Source organism: Streptomyces sp. NPDC060194 (genome assembly GCF_042728285.1).
Classification (GTDB): Bacteria; Actinomycetota; Actinomycetes; order Streptomycetales; family Streptomycetaceae; genus Streptomyces.
Genome location: NZ_JBHWZH010000140.1, coordinates 1 through 14,543, shown reverse-complemented (window position 1 = coordinate 14,543; position 14,543 = coordinate 1). Strand labels below are relative to the sequence as shown.

The window sequence follows — 14,543 nt, the reverse complement described above, 5'->3', positions numbered from 1 at the left end:
GCTCCCGAGGAGCCGTGACGGGGGCGGCCTTGTGCAGCTCCGCGGTGAACTGCGCGCCGGCGAGCAGCGCGAGGTTGGACAGCCAGAGCCAGATCAGGAACACGACGATCCCGGCGAGCGACCCGTACAGCTTGCTGTAGGAGCCCATCAGCGAGGTGTACACGGCGAACCCCGCCGACACGGTGAGCCACAGCGCCGCGGACAGCACACCGCCCGGCAGGCTGTGCCGCCGCCGCGCGGACGGCGGCCCGGTGAGCGACACGACGACCACGAGCAGCACCACCAGCGTCAGCAGCAGCGGCCAGCGGATCACGTCGTAGACCACCGGCACACCGCGGTCGAGGTGCACCAGGTGCCCGAGGGACCGGACGGCCGGCCCGCTGACGATCAGCACCAGCGCGCACACCGCGAGCAGGAGCAGCAGCGCCACCGCCGTCGCCACGATCCGGTGCGCCCTGCGCCACGACGAGCGGCGGTCGGGCACCCGGTGCATGAAGTGCAGCGCCCGCCGGAACACCGCCAGGAAGCTGCACGACGACCACACCGCGCTCGCCGTCCCGACCGCCATCAGCGTCCACGCGGCCGAGGCCCCGTCCGTCGTCCGCGCGAGCAGGTCGTGCAGCTCCGCCTTGGACTGCCCCGGCGCGTAGTGCGTGACGCCCGCGACGAACTGCTCCGCCGTCGCGGGGCTGAAGTACCCGAACGCGAGCACGGTCACGAGCAGCGCGGGCAGGATCGCGAGGACGGCGTAGTACGTCAGGGCGGCCACGTAGTCGCTGATGTCGTCGTTCCACAGGGACGCCGGCGTCCGGCGCAGCGCCGCCCGCCACTCCCGGATCCTGCGGGCCGGCTCGTCGGCGGACAACGGGGACGCGCCGCCGGGGGGCGCGACCGGGGGGCTGAAGTCACTCATGTGCAACGGCGTGTCGATCTCTTCGGGGACGGTCACGCCCGATACGCGTCCCCACCAGGACGGGCGCGATCGGGCGTCTGTCCCCCGCGCCTACCCGCGATCCGCCCGTCGGCACCTCCCCGGGCGCCCCCGACCCCGCACCGACCGGGCTGCGAGGATGAGGGCATGCTGCAGGCCTGCCCGAACGGCGCCCGGACCCGTGCCGCGTGCGCGCACCTCCCCGTCACCCCCGCCGAGCTGGCGGACGCCGCCGCGGGGGCCGTCGCCGCCGGCGCCCGGGACGTCCACCTGCACCCCAAGGACGCCGACGGCCGCGACACGTTGGACGCCGAGGCCGTCGCGGCGGCGGTCACGGCGGTACGGGCCGCCGTCCCCGGCATCCCCGTCGGCGTCACCACGGGGGCCTGGGCCACCCCGGACCCGCACGCCCGCGCCGCGCAGGTCGCGTCGTGGACGGTGCTGCCCGACCACGCCTCGGTCAACTGGCACGAGGAGGGCGCCGAGGCGGTCGCCGCCGCCCTCCTGGACCGGGGGATCGGCGTCGAGGCCGGCGTCTACTCCGGCACCCCGGCGGCGCGGCGCCTTCTCGCCTGGCCCCACGCGCACCGGGTGCTGCGCGTCCTGGCCGAGGTCACCGAGACCTCCGTGCCCGCCGCCCTCACCGCGGCCGACATGGTCCTGACGGACCTCGCCCCCCTCACCGCCCCCGTCCTCCTGCACGCCGAGGACGCGGCCGCCTGGCCCGTCCTGCGCCTGGCGGCCGCCCGCGGCCTCGACACCCGCATCGGCCTGGAGGACACCCTCCACCTCCCCGACGGCGCCCCCGCCCGGACGAACGCCGACCTCGTCCGCGCGGCGCGCGACATCCTCTGGGACCGCGCATAGGAGGGTGCACCTCGGGTACCCCAGCGGCGTCGACCCCGCCGACGGCATGGACGCCCTGGAGACGGAAGGACCGCGCATGTCCGAGAACGACCGGGAGACGCCCGCCCGCGCCGAGCCGCACGGGACGCACTCCGAGCCCGCGCCGAGCGAGGGCGACGACGACCTGCTGGCGATCTACCTCAACGACCACCTCACCGGCGCGACCGCCGGCGTCGACCTCTTCGAGCGGGCCGCCGAGGCCCGGAAGGACGACGACCACGGCGGCGGGACCCTCGCCCGGCTCAGCGGCGAGATCGAGGAGGACCGGGACGACCTGCTCCGGATCATGGCCGGCCTCGACGTCCCCGTGCGCCGCTCCCAGGCCGCCCTGGGGTGGCTCGCGGAGAAGGCGGGCCGGCTCAAGCCCAACGGCCACCTCCTCACCCGCTCCCCGCTCAGCGACGTCCTGGAGGCGGAGGCCATGCTCCTCGGCGTCCAGGGCAAGGCGGCCTGCTGGCGCACCCTGCGGGCGCTGTCCGCGACCGACCCGCGCCTCGACACAGCCCGGCTCGACAGGCTCCTCGACCGCGCCGAGCGGCAGACGGCGGCCCTGGAGGAGATCCGGGCGGAGGTGTCGGCGCGCACGTTCGTCAACTCGGCAGCGGAGTAGTGCCGTTGAGGGCGGACGACCGGGTGTCCCGCACCCGGGGCGGGGCACCCGTCGTCACATGGACGGGACGCGTGGGATCGGGGTCAGGACGGCGGCCGCGCTGATGTGCGCGGCGGCGCTGTCGGCGTGCGGCGCAGGCGGCGGGACCGCGGACGGGGACGGCGCCGGGACGCGCTCCCCGTCCCCGCCCGCCTCCGCAAGCGCCACGCCGTCCGATACCCCGTCCGACGCCCCGTCCGAAGCCCCTGCCGAGGACCCCGCCAAGGACCTCGACCGCCTCGCGGTCGAGCAGAACTGGGGCATCGACGGCCCCGCCTCGGCCTGGATCGCGCGCATGTGCGCCGAGTTCGACGACCAGGACCGCGCCGGGCAGCCGCCCGGGAAGTGGCTGGTGGAGGACTTCGGCCCCACCCCCGACGAGGAGGCCGCGCTCACCGCCGGCATGCCGGAGCTGTGCACCCGCTGGTGGCCGGAGATCGGCAAGGCCCTCGGCGCGGTCGAGAAGCGCGCCTACCCCGACGGCGTGTACGAGGTCTCCGGCGCGCCCGGCGAGGACCCGGAACTCATCGAACCGGGCACGTACCGCGCGGCGGACCCCACGGCGAGCTGCTCCTGGCAGCGCACGTCGCCGGACGGCGACGTCCTCGACGGCCAACGGGCCACGACGAAGGCCCCGTTGACGGTCACTGTGCAGGCCACCGACGGCACCTTCACCACGAAGGGCTGCGGCGTCTGGAAACCGGTGCGCTGACGTCCACTTCGACGGGCGGGTCCCTTCGGTCCCTCCGCAGTTCGGCGCGTGGAGCCCGGGGCGACCGATCCCGGCCCGGCCGCTCCCCGGCCCTCACCCTCGCCGTACGAGGTCCGGCGGTTCGGGCGGCGGCGCGCCGCTGACGCGCGTGATGACGTCCGCGGCGAGATCGCGCAGTCTGAGGTTGCGGTTCTGCGAGGCCCGGCGCAGGATCGCCAACGCCCGCTCACCCGTGCAGCGTTGCTGTGCCATGACGATCCCGATCGCCTGGTCGATGAACGACCGGTAGCGCACCGCCTCTTGCAGATCGGTGGCGAACTGCCGGTCCTGTGACAGCTGTTGGGCGAGCGCGATCGCTCCCGTCGCCTGCGCGGCCAGCGCGCGCAGCGCGACCTCGTCGCTGGAGTCCCCGAGCCGCGGCTCGGGCGCGTACAGGTTGAGCGCCCCCGCGGTGTCGGTGCGCGGCGCGATCGGGAAGGACAGCGACGACATCGTGCCGACGGACACGGCGTGCGCCGGGTACGGGCCCCAGCGCCGTTCCTCCGTCATGTCGGCGACGTGGGTCTCCTCCCCGGTGCGCAGGGACCGCAGACACGGACCGTCGTCCAGCTCGTACTGGCGCTCGTCCAGTCCCGCGGCGGTCGGTCCGACACTCACCACGGTGACCGGGGTGCCGGACCGCCGCAGCGTGATCCCGCAACCGTCGGCCTTCGGCGCGTGCCGCACGGCCGCCGTGGCCAGCCGGCCGAGGAAGTCGTCGAGGGTGTGGGTGTCGAGCAGCAGGTCGACCATGCTCGACACGGGCGGGGAGCCGTGCTCGTCGGACGATGCCATGATGACCCGCCTCCACGGGGTCGCACCCGCCGCCGGGGCGGGCTGGGGAGGGCCGGCCGGATTCCCCGCCGGCCCGAGCCCCGCCCGGACCGGACGCACCCGAGGGGAGCCGGGCCCGGACGGGGCGAGGGGACTACGCCGTACGTCCCGGCACGATCGCGTCGAGCGCGTTCCGCGCCCACCCCCGTGCCTGCTCGGCCGGCCGCTGCTGCTCGCCCTGCACGGCGTTCAGCACGACGAGCCCCGCCGTGAGCGCGGGAACGGCCCACTGCGCCAGCGCCAGCTGCCTCCGCGCCTGGTCCGTGGTGCCGGGGATCGCCTCCGCCGTCTCCTGGTCCTGCTTGTCGGACGTGGCGAGGTCGACCTTCTTGCCGAGGACGCGGGTGTACGCCGTCGCCGTGAGCGCCGCGCCCGTCAGGAGCGTCTTGGCGACGGTCGAGGCGCCGACCCCGCTCTGGTGGCGCACGCGGTCGCGGTTCGCGGCGAACACGCCCGCCCCGCCGACCAGGTGCGTGGCGGCGGCCAGCGCGCCCAGGGGCGCCCACCTGCCCCAGCCGGCCGACGCGATCCGCGCCGTGCCGACCTCCGTGACGCCTTCCTCCTTCGCCGCTCCGTTGAGGCCGACCGCGCCCATCAGGGCACCGCCGAACCACGCGGCCAGACCGAGGTCGTGTGCGCTGCGCATGAACGTGTCGCGTTCCGCCATGTCGATACTCCTGGGCTCGCTCGAGGGACGATCGGTGGACCCGCGCCGAGTACCCGAGGGGAGGGATGCAAACCGGAGGATTCCGGCCGACCGGACAGGACGGAATAGCCGATTCCACGGCGGTGTTGGCACGAGGCATGACTTCTCTGCGCACCCTCGGCACCTCCGACCTGCAGGTCTTCCCGCTCGCCCTGGGCGGCAACGTCTTCGGCTGGACGGCCGACGAGTCGGCCTCCTTCGCCGTCCTCGACGCCTACACCGCCGCCGGCGGCAACTTCGTCGACACCGCCGACGTGTACTCCGCGTGGGTGGACGGCAACAGCGGCGGCGAGTCGGAGACCGTCATCGGCCGGTGGCTGGCCGCCCGCGGCCGCCGCGACGACGTGCTGATCGCCACGAAGGTCAGCCAGCACCCCGCGTTCCAGGGGCTGAGCGCGGACAACATCAAGGCCGCAGCCGACGCCTCCCTCAAGCGCCTCGGCACCGACCATATCGACCTCTACTACACCCACTTCGACCAGCCCGGGACCCCCGTCGAGGAGATCATCGGCGCGCTCGACGAGCTGGTCCGCGCGGGCAAGGTCCGCCACATCGCCGCCTCCAACATCTCCGCCGAGCGCCTGCAGGCCTCGCTCGCCTTCTCCGAGCGCGAGGGCCTCGCCCGCTACGTCGCCCTCCAGCCGCACTACAACCTCGTCTCGCGCGACACCTACGAGGGCGGGCTGCGCGAGGTCGCCGCCCGCGCGGGCCTCGGCGCCGTCCCGTACTCCGCGCTCGCCTCCGGCTTCCTGACCGGCAAGTACCGCCCCGGCGCCACGGTCGACAGCGCGCGGGCGGCCGGCGCGGGCAAGCACCTGGAGACCGCGCGCGGGCAGGCGGTCCTCGCCGCGCTCGACGCGATCGCCGCGGACCGGGGCGCCGAGACCGCCACCGTCGCCCTCGCGTGGCTCGCCGGGCAGCCCACGGTCACCGCACCCATCGCCTCGGCGCGTACGGTGGAACAGCTGCCCGCCCTGCTCGCGGTCGCCGACCTGCGGCTCACCGAGGACGAGGTCGCCCGGCTGACACAGGCGTCCTCCGTCTGACCGCCCCGGCGTCCGCGAGGACGCATCGGACCACCCGGCGCGGGTACCCGGCGGCGCGGTGCGGACGATCCGCACCCGCCGCCCGGGCGGACGGCGAGAGCCTGACCGACGACGAGAAGTGAGCGGGTACGTGTTCCTGAAGACATTCCGGTGGTCGTTCCTGATCACCGCGATCGGCCTCGCCGTCGCCGTGCTCTACGACGGCGTCGCCGCACTCGGCATCGTCGCGATCCTCATCGTCCTCGAGGTCTCGCTGTCGTTCGACAACGCGGTGGTCAACGCCGGGATCCTCAAGAGGATGAACCCCTTCTGGCAGAAGATCTTCCTGACGATCGGGGTGCTCATCGCCGTCTTCGGCATGCGGCTGGTCTTCCCGGTGGTCATCGTCGCCATCAGCGCGAAACTCGACCCGCTCGACGCGGTGACCCTCGCGGTGAACGAGAAGGACCGCTACGAGCAGCTGGTCACCGACGCGCATCCGTCCATCGCGGCCTTCGGCGGCATGTTCCTGCTGATGATCTTCCTGGACTTCGTCCTCACGGACCGCGAGCACAAGTGGCTGACCTGGATCGAGCGGCCCCTGGCGAAGCTCGGCAAGGTCGACATGCTGTCCGTCTGCATCGCCCTCGGCGTCCTGCTCGTCAGCGCGACGGCCTTCGCCCCGCACGCCTACCAGCACGGCGGCGCGCACGCCGACAAGACCCAGACGGTCCTGGTCTCCGGCATCGCCGGCCTCATCACCTACCTGGTGGTCAACGGGCTCTCCGGCTTCTTCGAGAACCGCATCGAGGCCGACGAGGAGCGGGAGGAGAAGGAGGCCCGGGCCGGCGGAACGGCGGTGAAGCTGGCCGGCAAGGCCGCGTTCTTCATGTTCCTCTACCTGGAGGTCCTCGACGCCTCGTTCTCCTTCGACGGCGTCATCGGCGCGTTCGCCGTCACCAACGACATCGTCCTGATGGCGCTCGGCCTCGGCATCGGCGCGCTGTACGTGCGGTCCCTGACCGTCTACCTGGTCCGCCAGGGCACCCTCGACGACTACGTCTACCTGGAGCACGGCGCCCACTACGCCATCGGCGCCCTCGCCGTCCTCCTCATGATCACCATCCGGTACGAGATCAACGACGTCGTCACCGGCCTCATCGGCGTCGTCCTGATCGGCCTCTCCCTGTGGTCCTCGATCCGCCGCAACCGCGCGCTCGCGGCGAGCGGCGACGGCGGCGGAGGCGGGAACGAGGACCGGCCGGACCTCGTGGGCGCCGACCGGTCCTGACTACGCGTCCGCCGCCACCCGGAACCCCGTGTGCCCCGTCGACGCGTCCGGCGTGTTCGACGTCCGCGCCGAGCACCGGTAGCGGTTGCAGTACGACACGTGGCACAGGTGGGACCCGCCGCGCAGCGCCCGGGCGGGGGAGCCGGGCGCGAACCGGTCCGCCGTCCACTCCCAGACGTTGCCGACGGCGTGGTGCAGCCCGAAGGCGTTGGGGGCGTGCGAGCGGACGGGCGCGGTCCCGACGGGGGCGGTCGGCCCGTCGGGGAACGCCCCGCGGAAGATGACCGCCCGGTCCGGGGTCGGCGGCTCGTCGCCCCACGGGTGGCGGGCCTGGTCGAGCCCGCCCCGGGCGGCGTACTCCCACTCCGCCTCCGTCGGCAGCCGGGTCCCCGACCAGGCGCAGTACGCCTGCGCGTCGTGCCAGGAGACGTGGGTGACGGGGTGGTCGAGCCGGCCGTCCGCACTCGACCCCGGCCCCTCGGGCGCCCCGTGCCACGCCCCCGGCACCGCCAGCCACCAGTCCGCGCCCGGCACCGGCTCGGCGGCCGCGCGCGCCCGGTCGGTGACGCTCCCGCGGAAGACGAACGAGTACCCGAACCGCTCCGCCTCCGTCCGGTGGCCGGTGGCCGACGCGAAGGCCCGGAACTCGGCGTGGCTGACGGCCGTCGCGGAGATCCGGAACGGGGACACCTCGACGTGGCGCACCGGCCCCTCGCCGTCCTCGGGGAAGGCGTCGGCGTCGGCCGTCCCCATCCGGAACGCACCCCCGTCGAGCGCGATCAGCGGCGCGAACGCGCCCGCGGGCGGGCCGCCGCCGTGCGCCCGGTGGCCGTGGCCGAGCAGCGGCAGGGCGGTCCGGCCGGACCCGTCCGGCAGCCCGCCCGGCGCGGTGGTGCGGCCGGGGGCACAGCAGCGGCGGCTCATCCTCGGGTGCTCCTCTTCCGTCAGGCCCGGCGGTCCGCGGCGAGCGCGCTCGCGAGCCCCGGGATCCCGAGCGCCTGCTCCTGCGCCGGCGTCGCCTGGTGCAGGCCGTTGCTCAGCTGGTACGGGTCGGCCTGGAGGTCGTAGTACTCGCGGAACCGGACCTGCCCGGTGCCGGCCACCGTGCCCGAGGCGTCGGTGTGCAGGTCGTAGTACTCGGTGTACTGCCGGTCCCTGGCCACGTACGACGACCAGGTGTTCTGCCCGCCCGCCGCCGTCCCCTGCTTCCACCACTCGATCAGCAGGTGGTCGCGGGAGTACCCGCTCAGCAGCGACCGCCCGTCGTGGGGCGTGTCGGGGGTGATGCCGGCCGCGTCGAGCACGGTCGGCGCGATGTCGATGTTGGCCACGATCCGGTTGTCGGTCGTGCCGCCGCCGAGCCCGCCGCCGGGCCAGGAGAGGTAGAACGGCACCTCGTGCGCGGGCCGGTAGGGCACCCCCTTGCCGCCGAGCCCGTGGTCGGACCAGTTGAAGCCGTTGTCGGCGATGTAGATGACGAGCGTGTTGTCCAACTGCCCCAGCGCCGCCAGCTTCTCGCGGAACGCGCCCACCAGGTCGTCCACCGACCGCAGCGTCCGCAACTGCTTGGCGCGGGTCTGTCGGCCGTCCGCGAGCGTCCCGGTCGCGTTCCTCACGTACGCGGGCTTGTCGCTGCGGTCGGCCTCCGGCACCGAGGGCCGCCCGTCCCACGCCGGTACGGTGCTCCCCGCGTACTTCTCCTCCGGCGTGTTCGGCCCGTGCGAGGCGTACGGGGTGACGTAGGCGAACCAGGGCCGGTCGTCCGTGCGGGACTTGTCGAGGAACGCGAGCGTCCGGTTCCGCACGACGGTCGTGGTGTACCCGGGGACGGTCTGCACGGTGCCGTTCACGTTGAACGTCCCGTCCACGTAAGCGGGCCGCAGCAGCGCGAACTCCTCGAAGTGCGGCGGCGCGTCGGCGAGGTCCCAGGAGTTGAGGTACTTCCCGAACAGCCCGGTCCGGTACCCCGCCTGCTTCAAGTACCGCTGCAGCGTGGTGCGTTGGTCCAGCGACTTCGAGGCCCCGTTGTTGCGCACCCCGTGGTTGTGCGCGTACCGGCCGGAGAACACCGACGACCGCGACGGCGCGCACAGCGGCGTGGTGGAGTGCCCGTTGGTGAACCGCACCCCCTGCTCCGCCAGCCACGCGACGGTCTTCGGCGTCGCCCACTCCGTCTGCTTCGGCTGGTCGTCGGTGACGATCAGCAGCACGTTCGGCCGCGCTGCCGCGGCCCGTGCCGGCGCCGCGGCGAGCGCGGGCACGGTGGCCCCGGCGGCGACGGCGGCGGCACCGGCCAGCACCCCACGGCGGCTGGGACCGGACGTTCTGGATGTGTCCATGACAGTAAACCTCTCGACTGCGAGCGGAACCACGAAGGCGGCGGACAGGACGCTACGTCCACCGCCCCCGGTGATCCATGCACACAGCACGAAGGCTTCGTTGCCACGGTGTTGCCGCAGTACTGCGCCCCGCCGCGACCCGTTCCCCGGAGACCCCGCGCGTCGGGATCCGGCGAGCGCCCCACGTTCCGCACGCCTCGTGCAATCACCCCGGCCGCCGTCGTTTCCGCACGACGGCGGCCGCCACCCCCCGGACCAGGGCGCCTGCCCGAGGGCGGCAGCCCTCGCCCGCCGAGCGGGCGCCTGCCGCGCGTGACCTCTGCGGCCGTCGCTCGTCAGTCTCGACGCACGGGCTCGACGGGAGCGCCGGAACAGCGGGAGTCAGGCATGACGGACAGCGGCACCATGGAAGCCGGCACCGGGCGCAAGCGGGTCGAGCGGATCGCCGAGGGCCTCGTGGTCGCGCTCGTCTCGGCGCTCGCGCTCGGCCTGCTGTACTGGCCCGTGCTCGTCTTCGGAGGCATCGGCGTCGACCAGGTCGCGCACGGCGGCGGCTTCCTCGGCCGGCTCGCGGCCCCGGTGCTCTGCTTCGGCCTGATCGTGATGCCGCCGCTGCCGGCCGCGGCGGTCTTCCGCCGACGCCGCCGCCGCGGTGCCCCGCGGCTGACCGCCGCCCTTCCGGCGGCCCTCACCCTGCTCGCCGCCGCCGTCGTGCCGTTCGCCGCACTGTGGGCGGTGCTCTGGTACGCGCTGAGCCACTGACCACAGGGGCAGCCGCGCCCACGCGCGCCGCGGCAGTGGACGCGCTACACCCCGATCAGGAACGGTCCACGCACAACGGCGGCTCCCCACGGCCGCCCACGGCGCCGACCCCACGGAGGCACGCCGAGGTCCTCGCCACCTGCGACGCCTACGAGCCGCACCACGTCGACGACCCCCGGCACGCCGGCGGGCGGCGGAGTCGTCAGCTGACGTACGGCGGGGCCTCGCCCCAGCCCCACCGCGGCACCGGCGCGCTGCGCGGCGGCGCCGCGCCCGGCTGGGAGTTCGCCAGGGCGATCCGGGTGCCCCACTCGAGGTACGCGACGAACGCCGACCGGAACTCCGGGTCGTCGGGCAGTCCCACCTCGTCGGCGGCCGCGGTCAGCAGGGCCACCCACCGCGACCGCTGGGCCTCCGTGAGCGCCCGGTCGAGGTGGTGCGCCAGCATCGCGGGACATCCGCCGTGCTCGGCGGTGTAGACGGCGGGTCCGCCGAAGACCTCGCCCAGCCACAGCGCCACGTGCGCGGCGTGGTCCGGCGACATCCCGTCGAAGACCGGCGCGAGGACCTCGTCCTTCACCACCCTCGCGTAGAACGCGTCGGTGAGCCGGGCGAACGCCTCCGCCCCGCGGTACAGCGCGGCCCCGGCCGCCGGGCCCGTTCGCCGCGAGTCGCCCGTGACGCGGAGGCGATGGAGGCGCCTCCTCGCCCCTGGCGTGAGGGCGGCCGTGCCATGCCGCTGTTCCTCCAGCACCCCGCCCGGTGGCAGACGCGGCCCGAAAACTCCCTGGACCGTCCGACCGGTGTCGGCCATGATCCTGACGTGCCCACCTACCTTGAGTCCGAGCGCCTGACCCTCCGTCCCTTCGCCGCCACGGAGGCGGAACTGCTGATCGAGCTGGACAGCGACCCGGCGGTGATGCGCTACCTGACCGGCGGCGCTCCGACCCCGCCGGAAGAGGTCCGCGACCGCGTCATACCCGGCATCCTCGCGGGCTACGAGCGCTGGGATCACGACCTCGGCCTGTTCGCCGCGCACGAGAAGGACGGCGGCGCGTTCGTCGGCTGGTTCTGCCTGCGTCCGCTGCGCGAGGGCCCGCGCGACGAGGCGGAGCTCGGCTACCGCCTGCGACAGGCGGCCTGGGGCCGGGGCTATGCCACCGAGGGCTCGCAGGCGCTGCTGGCGAAGGGGTTCGCCGAGCTCGGCATCCGCACGGTCTGGGCCGAGACGATGACCGTGAACCGCCCTTCGCGCAACGTCATGGAGAAGCTCGGTATGACGCTCACGAAGGACATCCCCACGCCCGACGACATGACGGCGGTCGAGGGTTCCGAGCACGGCGGTGTGCGGTACGAGATCACGAAGGAGCGGTGGGAGCTGCGGCAGGCGTAGGCGGCACGGGGCGCGGCACGGCGTCCGCCGTGCCCCCCCAGACGGCCAAGGACGACCGCGGCCCTACGCCGACCGCCCCAGCCACTCCGCCCGCACCGGATCGGCGAACGGCAACCCGCGCCCGTACCGCTCCAGTTCGTCCAGCGCCGCATGCGTCATCCGCCCCAGCTCGTTGCCCAGCGAGCCCGCGACATGCGGGGTGAGCAGCACGTTGGGCAGGTCGAACAGCGGCGACTCCGCCGGCAGCACCTCCGGCTCGGTCACATCGAGGACCGCGTGCAGCCGGCCCGCGACGAGTTCGTCCGTCAACGCCTCGGTGTCGACGAGCGAACCGCGCGCCGTGTTCACGAACGTCGCCCCGTCCGGCATCAACGCGAGCCGCGCCCGGTCGAACAGGTGCCGCGTGGAAGGGAGTTCGGGCGCGTGGACGGTCACCACGTCACTGCGCGCGGCCAGTGCGTCGAGGCCGACGGACCGCGCCCCGAGCCCCCGCGCCTCCTCCTCACCCACGTAGGGGTCGTAGAGCAGCACCTCGACGTCGTACGGCCGCAGCAGCTCGACCACCCGCCGCCCGATCCTCGACGCCCCGACCACACCGATCGTCCGCCGGTAGTTGCCCCCCGACCCGACGACGTCGATCGGGCTCACCCACGTCCGCTTCTCCCGGTACACCCGCTGGGCGTCCAGGACCCGCTTGCCCGCGAACAGGATCGCGGCGACCGTGTACTCCGCCACCGGCAACGCGTTCGCGCCGGCGGCCGACGCGACGGTGATGCCCCGCTTCCAGCACGCGTCGGTCACGTGGTGCTTCACCGACCCCGCGGCATGGACGACCGTACGCAGCGACGGCATCCGCGCCAGCGACTCCGCGGTCAGCGGCGGACACCCCCACCCGGTGAACAGCGCCTCCGCACGCGCCAGCGCCGCGGCCGCCGCCGGATCGGCGAAGTCCTGCACGACGAGCGCCGGATCGGTGTCCGCGACAGCGACCAACCGCTCCAGCGCCGCCGCGTCGAACAGCGCCTCCCGCACGGCCGGCTCCATCGCCAGCACCGTCAACGGCCGCCGATACGTGCTCACTTGACCGCTCCCGCCGTCAGCCCCGACCGCCAGAACCGCTGCAGGGCGACGAACGCGACGGCGAGCGGCACGATCGAGATCAGCGACCCCGTGATGACGAAAGCATAGAGCTGCGGCTCCTGCGCGAGCGTCGCGTTCCAGGTGAACAGGCCGAGCCCCACCGGGTAGAGCGACGAGTCGTTCAGCATCACCAGCGGCAGGAAGAAGTTGTTCCAACTGCCGGTGAACGAGAACAGGAAGATCGTCACGAACGCCGGCGACAGCATCGGCAGCGCCACCGACCGGAACGTCCGCAGCTCGCCCGCCCCGTCGAGCCGCGCCGCCTCCAGCGTCTCCCCGGGCACGTAGCTCTCGGTGAAGATCCGCGCCAGGTACACCCCGAACGGGTTGACGAGTCCGGGGACCAGCACCGCCCAGTAGCTGTTGACCAGTCCGACCTCCGACGCCATCAGGTACATCGGCAGCGAGATGACCGTGTGCGGGACCAGGATGCCGAGCAGGACGAGCCCGTACAGCTTCTCCTTCCCCCGGAAGGCGTAGGTGTCGAAGGCGTACCCGGCGAGCATCGAGACCAGCGTCGAGGCGAGCGCGCCGACCACCGAGTACAGCATGCTGTTGGCGAGCCACCGCCCGAAGACGCCGTCCTGGTAGGTGAACAGGTCCGCGAGATTGCCGAAGAGGTGGAACTCCGCGAGCGCGAACCCCGGGCTGCCGAACAGGTCCCCGTTGCTCTTCGTCGCGTTGACCAGCAGCCAGCTGAGCGGCATGAGCGTGTAGACGGCGACGACGGCGAGCAGCGTGTTGACGACCGTCCGGGACGCCCAGGACGGCCCGCCGGCCGCGCGCCGCGGCGTCGGGGGTGCCGGGGTCCGCCCCGGTGCGACGGCCTCGACGGGCCGCGGCGTCGTGGTGACAGCCACCGTCACGCCTCCTTCCAGCGGTTGCCGAACGTGGTGACGACGTACGACAGCAGCGCTCCGAGCACCGCGAGGAGCAGCGACGCCGCCGCCGCGAGCCCGTAGTCGTGCCGGGTGAACGCCGCCTGGTAGATGAACATCACCGGGCTCCAGTTCTGCGAGATCGACGACGCCTGCGCGCGCAGCACCTCCGGCTCGTTGAAGAGCTGGATCGCGCCGACCGCGGTGAAGAGCACGGTCAGCACGACCGCCGACCGGATCATCGGCAGCTTCACCGCCAGCGCGGTCCGCAGGTGGCCCGCCCCGTCCACCGTCGCGGCCTCCAGCGTCTCGCGGGGGACGGCCTGCAGCGCGGCGTAGAAGATCACCATGTTGTATCCGGTCCACTGCCAGGCCGCCGCGTTGGCCATCGAGAAGACGACGGCGTCGGGCCCGAGGAAGTCGAGGTCGGAGCCGAGCGCGCGCAGCAGGTCGACCACCGGGCTGAGCCCCGGGGTGTAGAGGAACCCCCAGATGATCGCGGCGATCAGACCGGGCACGGCGTGCGGCAGGAAGTACGCGAGCTGGAAGAACCGCCGGGCCCGCGCCATCGCGGAGTCCACGAGCAGCGCGAGGGCGAGCGCGCCGCCGACCATCACGGGGATGTAGATGACGCAGTACAGGGCGATGTGCAGGAACCCGCGGCGGAAGCCCGGGTCGGCGAGCGCCCGCAGGTAGTTGTCCGCCCCGACGAAGAGCGTCTCCGTCCCGCCGAACCCGAGTCCGGACGCGGCCTGTTCGCGGAACAGGCTCATCCAGAGCGCGTAGCCGATCGGCGCGACCAGCGTGGCGAGGAAGAGGACGAGGAACGGGGCGAGGAAGAGGGCCGGTGCGGCCCGGCGGCCGAGGCCGGTCGGTGTCGTCATGAGTCGGTGGCTCCTAGGACCGGCGGGCCGCCGGGGCGCGGCTCTCAGGAGCGC

16 protein-coding genes are annotated in these 14,543 nt (G+C 73.7%); 7 read left to right on the top strand and 9 right to left on the bottom strand.

Annotated elements, in window-relative coordinates:
- Nucleotides 1-913, bottom strand: a 913-nt coding sequence (locus ACFWEG_RS24045; protein WP_387218741.1) for a YihY/virulence factor BrkB family protein, incomplete at its 3' end; no start/stop codon positions are given.
- Between the two features lie 165 nt (nt 914-1,078).
- Between ACFWEG_RS24045 and ACFWEG_RS24040 the strand changes: the two genes are divergently transcribed.
- The 3 genes from ACFWEG_RS24040 to ACFWEG_RS24030 are packed head-to-tail and all read left to right on the top strand — an operon-like array spanning nt 1,079 to nt 3,198.
- Nucleotides 1,079-1,798: a 3-keto-5-aminohexanoate cleavage protein gene (locus tag ACFWEG_RS24040; protein WP_387218738.1), complete on the top strand. Its 720-nt coding sequence runs from the start codon at nt 1,079-1,081 to the stop codon at nt 1,796-1,798.
- 4 nt (nt 1,799-1,802) lie between these two features.
- Complete coding sequence (locus tag ACFWEG_RS24035) at nt 1,803-2,447, top strand: hypothetical protein (RefSeq protein WP_387218736.1); 645 nt, start codon at nt 1,803-1,805, stop codon at nt 2,445-2,447.
- A gap of 58 nt (nt 2,448-2,505) precedes the next feature.
- Nucleotides 2,506-3,198 (top strand): hypothetical protein, encoded by a 693-nt coding sequence (locus tag ACFWEG_RS24030; RefSeq protein ID WP_387218733.1) that lies wholly within the window; start codon nt 2,506-2,508, stop codon nt 3,196-3,198.
- 93 nt (nt 3,199-3,291) lie between these two features.
- Here ACFWEG_RS24030 and ACFWEG_RS24025 read toward each other — a convergent pair whose 3' ends face one another.
- Together ACFWEG_RS24025 and ACFWEG_RS24020 are read right to left on the bottom strand one after the other, a co-directional pair.
- Complete coding sequence (locus ACFWEG_RS24025) at nt 3,292-4,032, bottom strand: GAF and ANTAR domain-containing protein (protein ID WP_387218731.1); 741 nt, start codon at nt 4,030-4,032, stop codon at nt 3,292-3,294.
- A 133-nt stretch (nt 4,033-4,165) separates the two neighbouring features.
- Entirely contained in the window at nt 4,166-4,738 is a 573-nt protein-coding gene (locus ACFWEG_RS24020) for a hypothetical protein (RefSeq protein WP_387218729.1), read from the bottom strand.
- 137 nt (nt 4,739-4,875) lie between these two features.
- Between ACFWEG_RS24020 and ACFWEG_RS24015 the strand changes: the two genes are divergently transcribed.
- Nucleotides 4,876-5,823: an aldo/keto reductase gene (locus tag ACFWEG_RS24015; protein ID WP_387218727.1), complete on the top strand. Its 948-nt coding sequence runs from the start codon at nt 4,876-4,878 to the stop codon at nt 5,821-5,823.
- Nucleotides 5,824-5,953: 130 nt separating this feature from the next.
- A complete protein-coding gene (locus tag ACFWEG_RS24010; protein WP_387218724.1) occupies nt 5,954-7,093 on the top strand; it encodes a DUF475 domain-containing protein in 1,140 nt (379 codons plus the stop codon).
- Here ACFWEG_RS24010 and ACFWEG_RS24005 read toward each other — a convergent pair whose 3' ends face one another.
- Entirely contained in the window at nt 7,094-8,017 is a 924-nt protein-coding gene (locus ACFWEG_RS24005; RefSeq protein WP_387218722.1) for a formylglycine-generating enzyme family protein, read from the bottom strand.
- Nucleotides 8,018-8,037: 20 nt separating this feature from the next.
- Nucleotides 8,038-9,432 (bottom strand): sulfatase, encoded by a 1,395-nt coding sequence (locus tag ACFWEG_RS24000; protein ID WP_387218720.1) that lies wholly within the window; start codon nt 9,430-9,432, stop codon nt 8,038-8,040.
- 387 nt (nt 9,433-9,819) lie between these two features.
- Here ACFWEG_RS24000 and ACFWEG_RS23995 point away from each other — a divergent pair, with 387 nt between their 5' ends.
- Nucleotides 9,820-10,194, top strand: coding sequence for a hypothetical protein (locus ACFWEG_RS23995; protein WP_387218718.1), 375 nt, complete (start codon nt 9,820-9,822; stop codon nt 10,192-10,194).
- 202 nt (nt 10,195-10,396) lie between these two features.
- Here the strand turns inward: ACFWEG_RS23995 and ACFWEG_RS23990 are convergent, their stop codons facing one another.
- Nucleotides 10,397-11,008, bottom strand: coding sequence for a group II truncated hemoglobin (locus ACFWEG_RS23990; RefSeq protein WP_387218716.1), 612 nt, complete (start codon nt 11,006-11,008; stop codon nt 10,397-10,399).
- A gap of 9 nt (nt 11,009-11,017) precedes the next feature.
- Here ACFWEG_RS23990 and ACFWEG_RS23985 point away from each other — a divergent pair, with 9 nt between their 5' ends.
- On the top strand, nt 11,018-11,587 hold the full coding sequence (locus tag ACFWEG_RS23985; RefSeq protein ID WP_387218714.1) for a GNAT family N-acetyltransferase: 570 nt from the start codon (nt 11,018-11,020) through the stop codon (nt 11,585-11,587).
- Nucleotides 11,588-11,650: 63 nt separating this feature from the next.
- On the opposite strand, the gene ACFWEG_RS23980 is transcribed toward ACFWEG_RS23985, so the two are convergent.
- The 3 genes from ACFWEG_RS23980 to ACFWEG_RS23970 form a co-directional block, all read right to left on the bottom strand.
- Nucleotides 11,651-12,631 (bottom strand): hydroxyacid dehydrogenase, encoded by a 981-nt coding sequence (locus tag ACFWEG_RS23980; RefSeq protein ID WP_387218745.1) that lies wholly within the window; start codon nt 12,629-12,631, stop codon nt 11,651-11,653.
- Nucleotides 12,632-12,663: 32 nt separating this feature from the next.
- Nucleotides 12,664-13,434 carry a carbohydrate ABC transporter permease gene (locus tag ACFWEG_RS23975; RefSeq protein ID WP_387218743.1) on the bottom strand — a complete coding sequence of 257 codons (771 nt, stop codon included), beginning with the start codon at nt 13,432-13,434 and terminating at the stop codon, nt 12,664-12,666.
- A gap of 155 nt (nt 13,435-13,589) precedes the next feature.
- Nucleotides 13,590-14,489, bottom strand: a complete 900-nt coding sequence (locus ACFWEG_RS23970; protein WP_387218711.1) for a carbohydrate ABC transporter permease — start codon at nt 14,487-14,489, stop codon at nt 13,590-13,592.
- Nucleotides 14,490-14,543: the final 54 nt, after the last annotated feature.

Excerpts from the sequence above, each read along its gene's own strand:
- ACFWEG_RS24040 (WP_387218738.1), top strand. The coding sequence starts at position 1,079 with ATGCTGCAGGCCTGCCCGAACGGCGCCCGGACCCGTGCCGCGTGCGCG.
- ACFWEG_RS24030 (WP_387218733.1), top strand. The coding sequence starts at position 2,506 with ATGGACGGGACGCGTGGGATCGGGGTCAGGACGGCGGCCGCGCTGATG.
- ACFWEG_RS24025 (WP_387218731.1), bottom strand. The coding sequence starts at position 4,032 with ATGGCATCGTCCGACGAGCACGGCTCCCCGCCCGTGTCGAGCATGGTC.
- ACFWEG_RS24020 (WP_387218729.1), bottom strand. The coding sequence starts at position 4,738 with ATGGCGGAACGCGACACGTTCATGCGCAGCGCACACGACCTCGGTCTG.
- ACFWEG_RS24015 (WP_387218727.1), top strand. The coding sequence starts at position 4,876 with ATGACTTCTCTGCGCACCCTCGGCACCTCCGACCTGCAGGTCTTCCCG.
- ACFWEG_RS24005 (WP_387218722.1), bottom strand. The coding sequence starts at position 8,017 with ATGAGCCGCCGCTGCTGTGCCCCCGGCCGCACCACCGCGCCGGGCGGG.
- ACFWEG_RS24000 (WP_387218720.1), bottom strand. The coding sequence starts at position 9,432 with ATGGACACATCCAGAACGTCCGGTCCCAGCCGCCGTGGGGTGCTGGCC.
- ACFWEG_RS23995 (WP_387218718.1), top strand. The coding sequence starts at position 9,820 with ATGACGGACAGCGGCACCATGGAAGCCGGCACCGGGCGCAAGCGGGTC.
- ACFWEG_RS23990 (WP_387218716.1), bottom strand. The coding sequence starts at position 11,008 with ATGGCCGACACCGGTCGGACGGTCCAGGGAGTTTTCGGGCCGCGTCTG.
- ACFWEG_RS23980 (WP_387218745.1), bottom strand. The coding sequence starts at position 12,631 with ATGGAGCCGGCCGTGCGGGAGGCGCTGTTCGACGCGGCGGCGCTGGAG.
- ACFWEG_RS23975 (WP_387218743.1), bottom strand. The coding sequence starts at position 13,434 with ATGCCGCTCAGCTGGCTGCTGGTCAACGCGACGAAGAGCAACGGGGAC.
- ACFWEG_RS23970 (WP_387218711.1), bottom strand. The coding sequence starts at position 14,489 with ATGACGACACCGACCGGCCTCGGCCGCCGGGCCGCACCGGCCCTCTTC.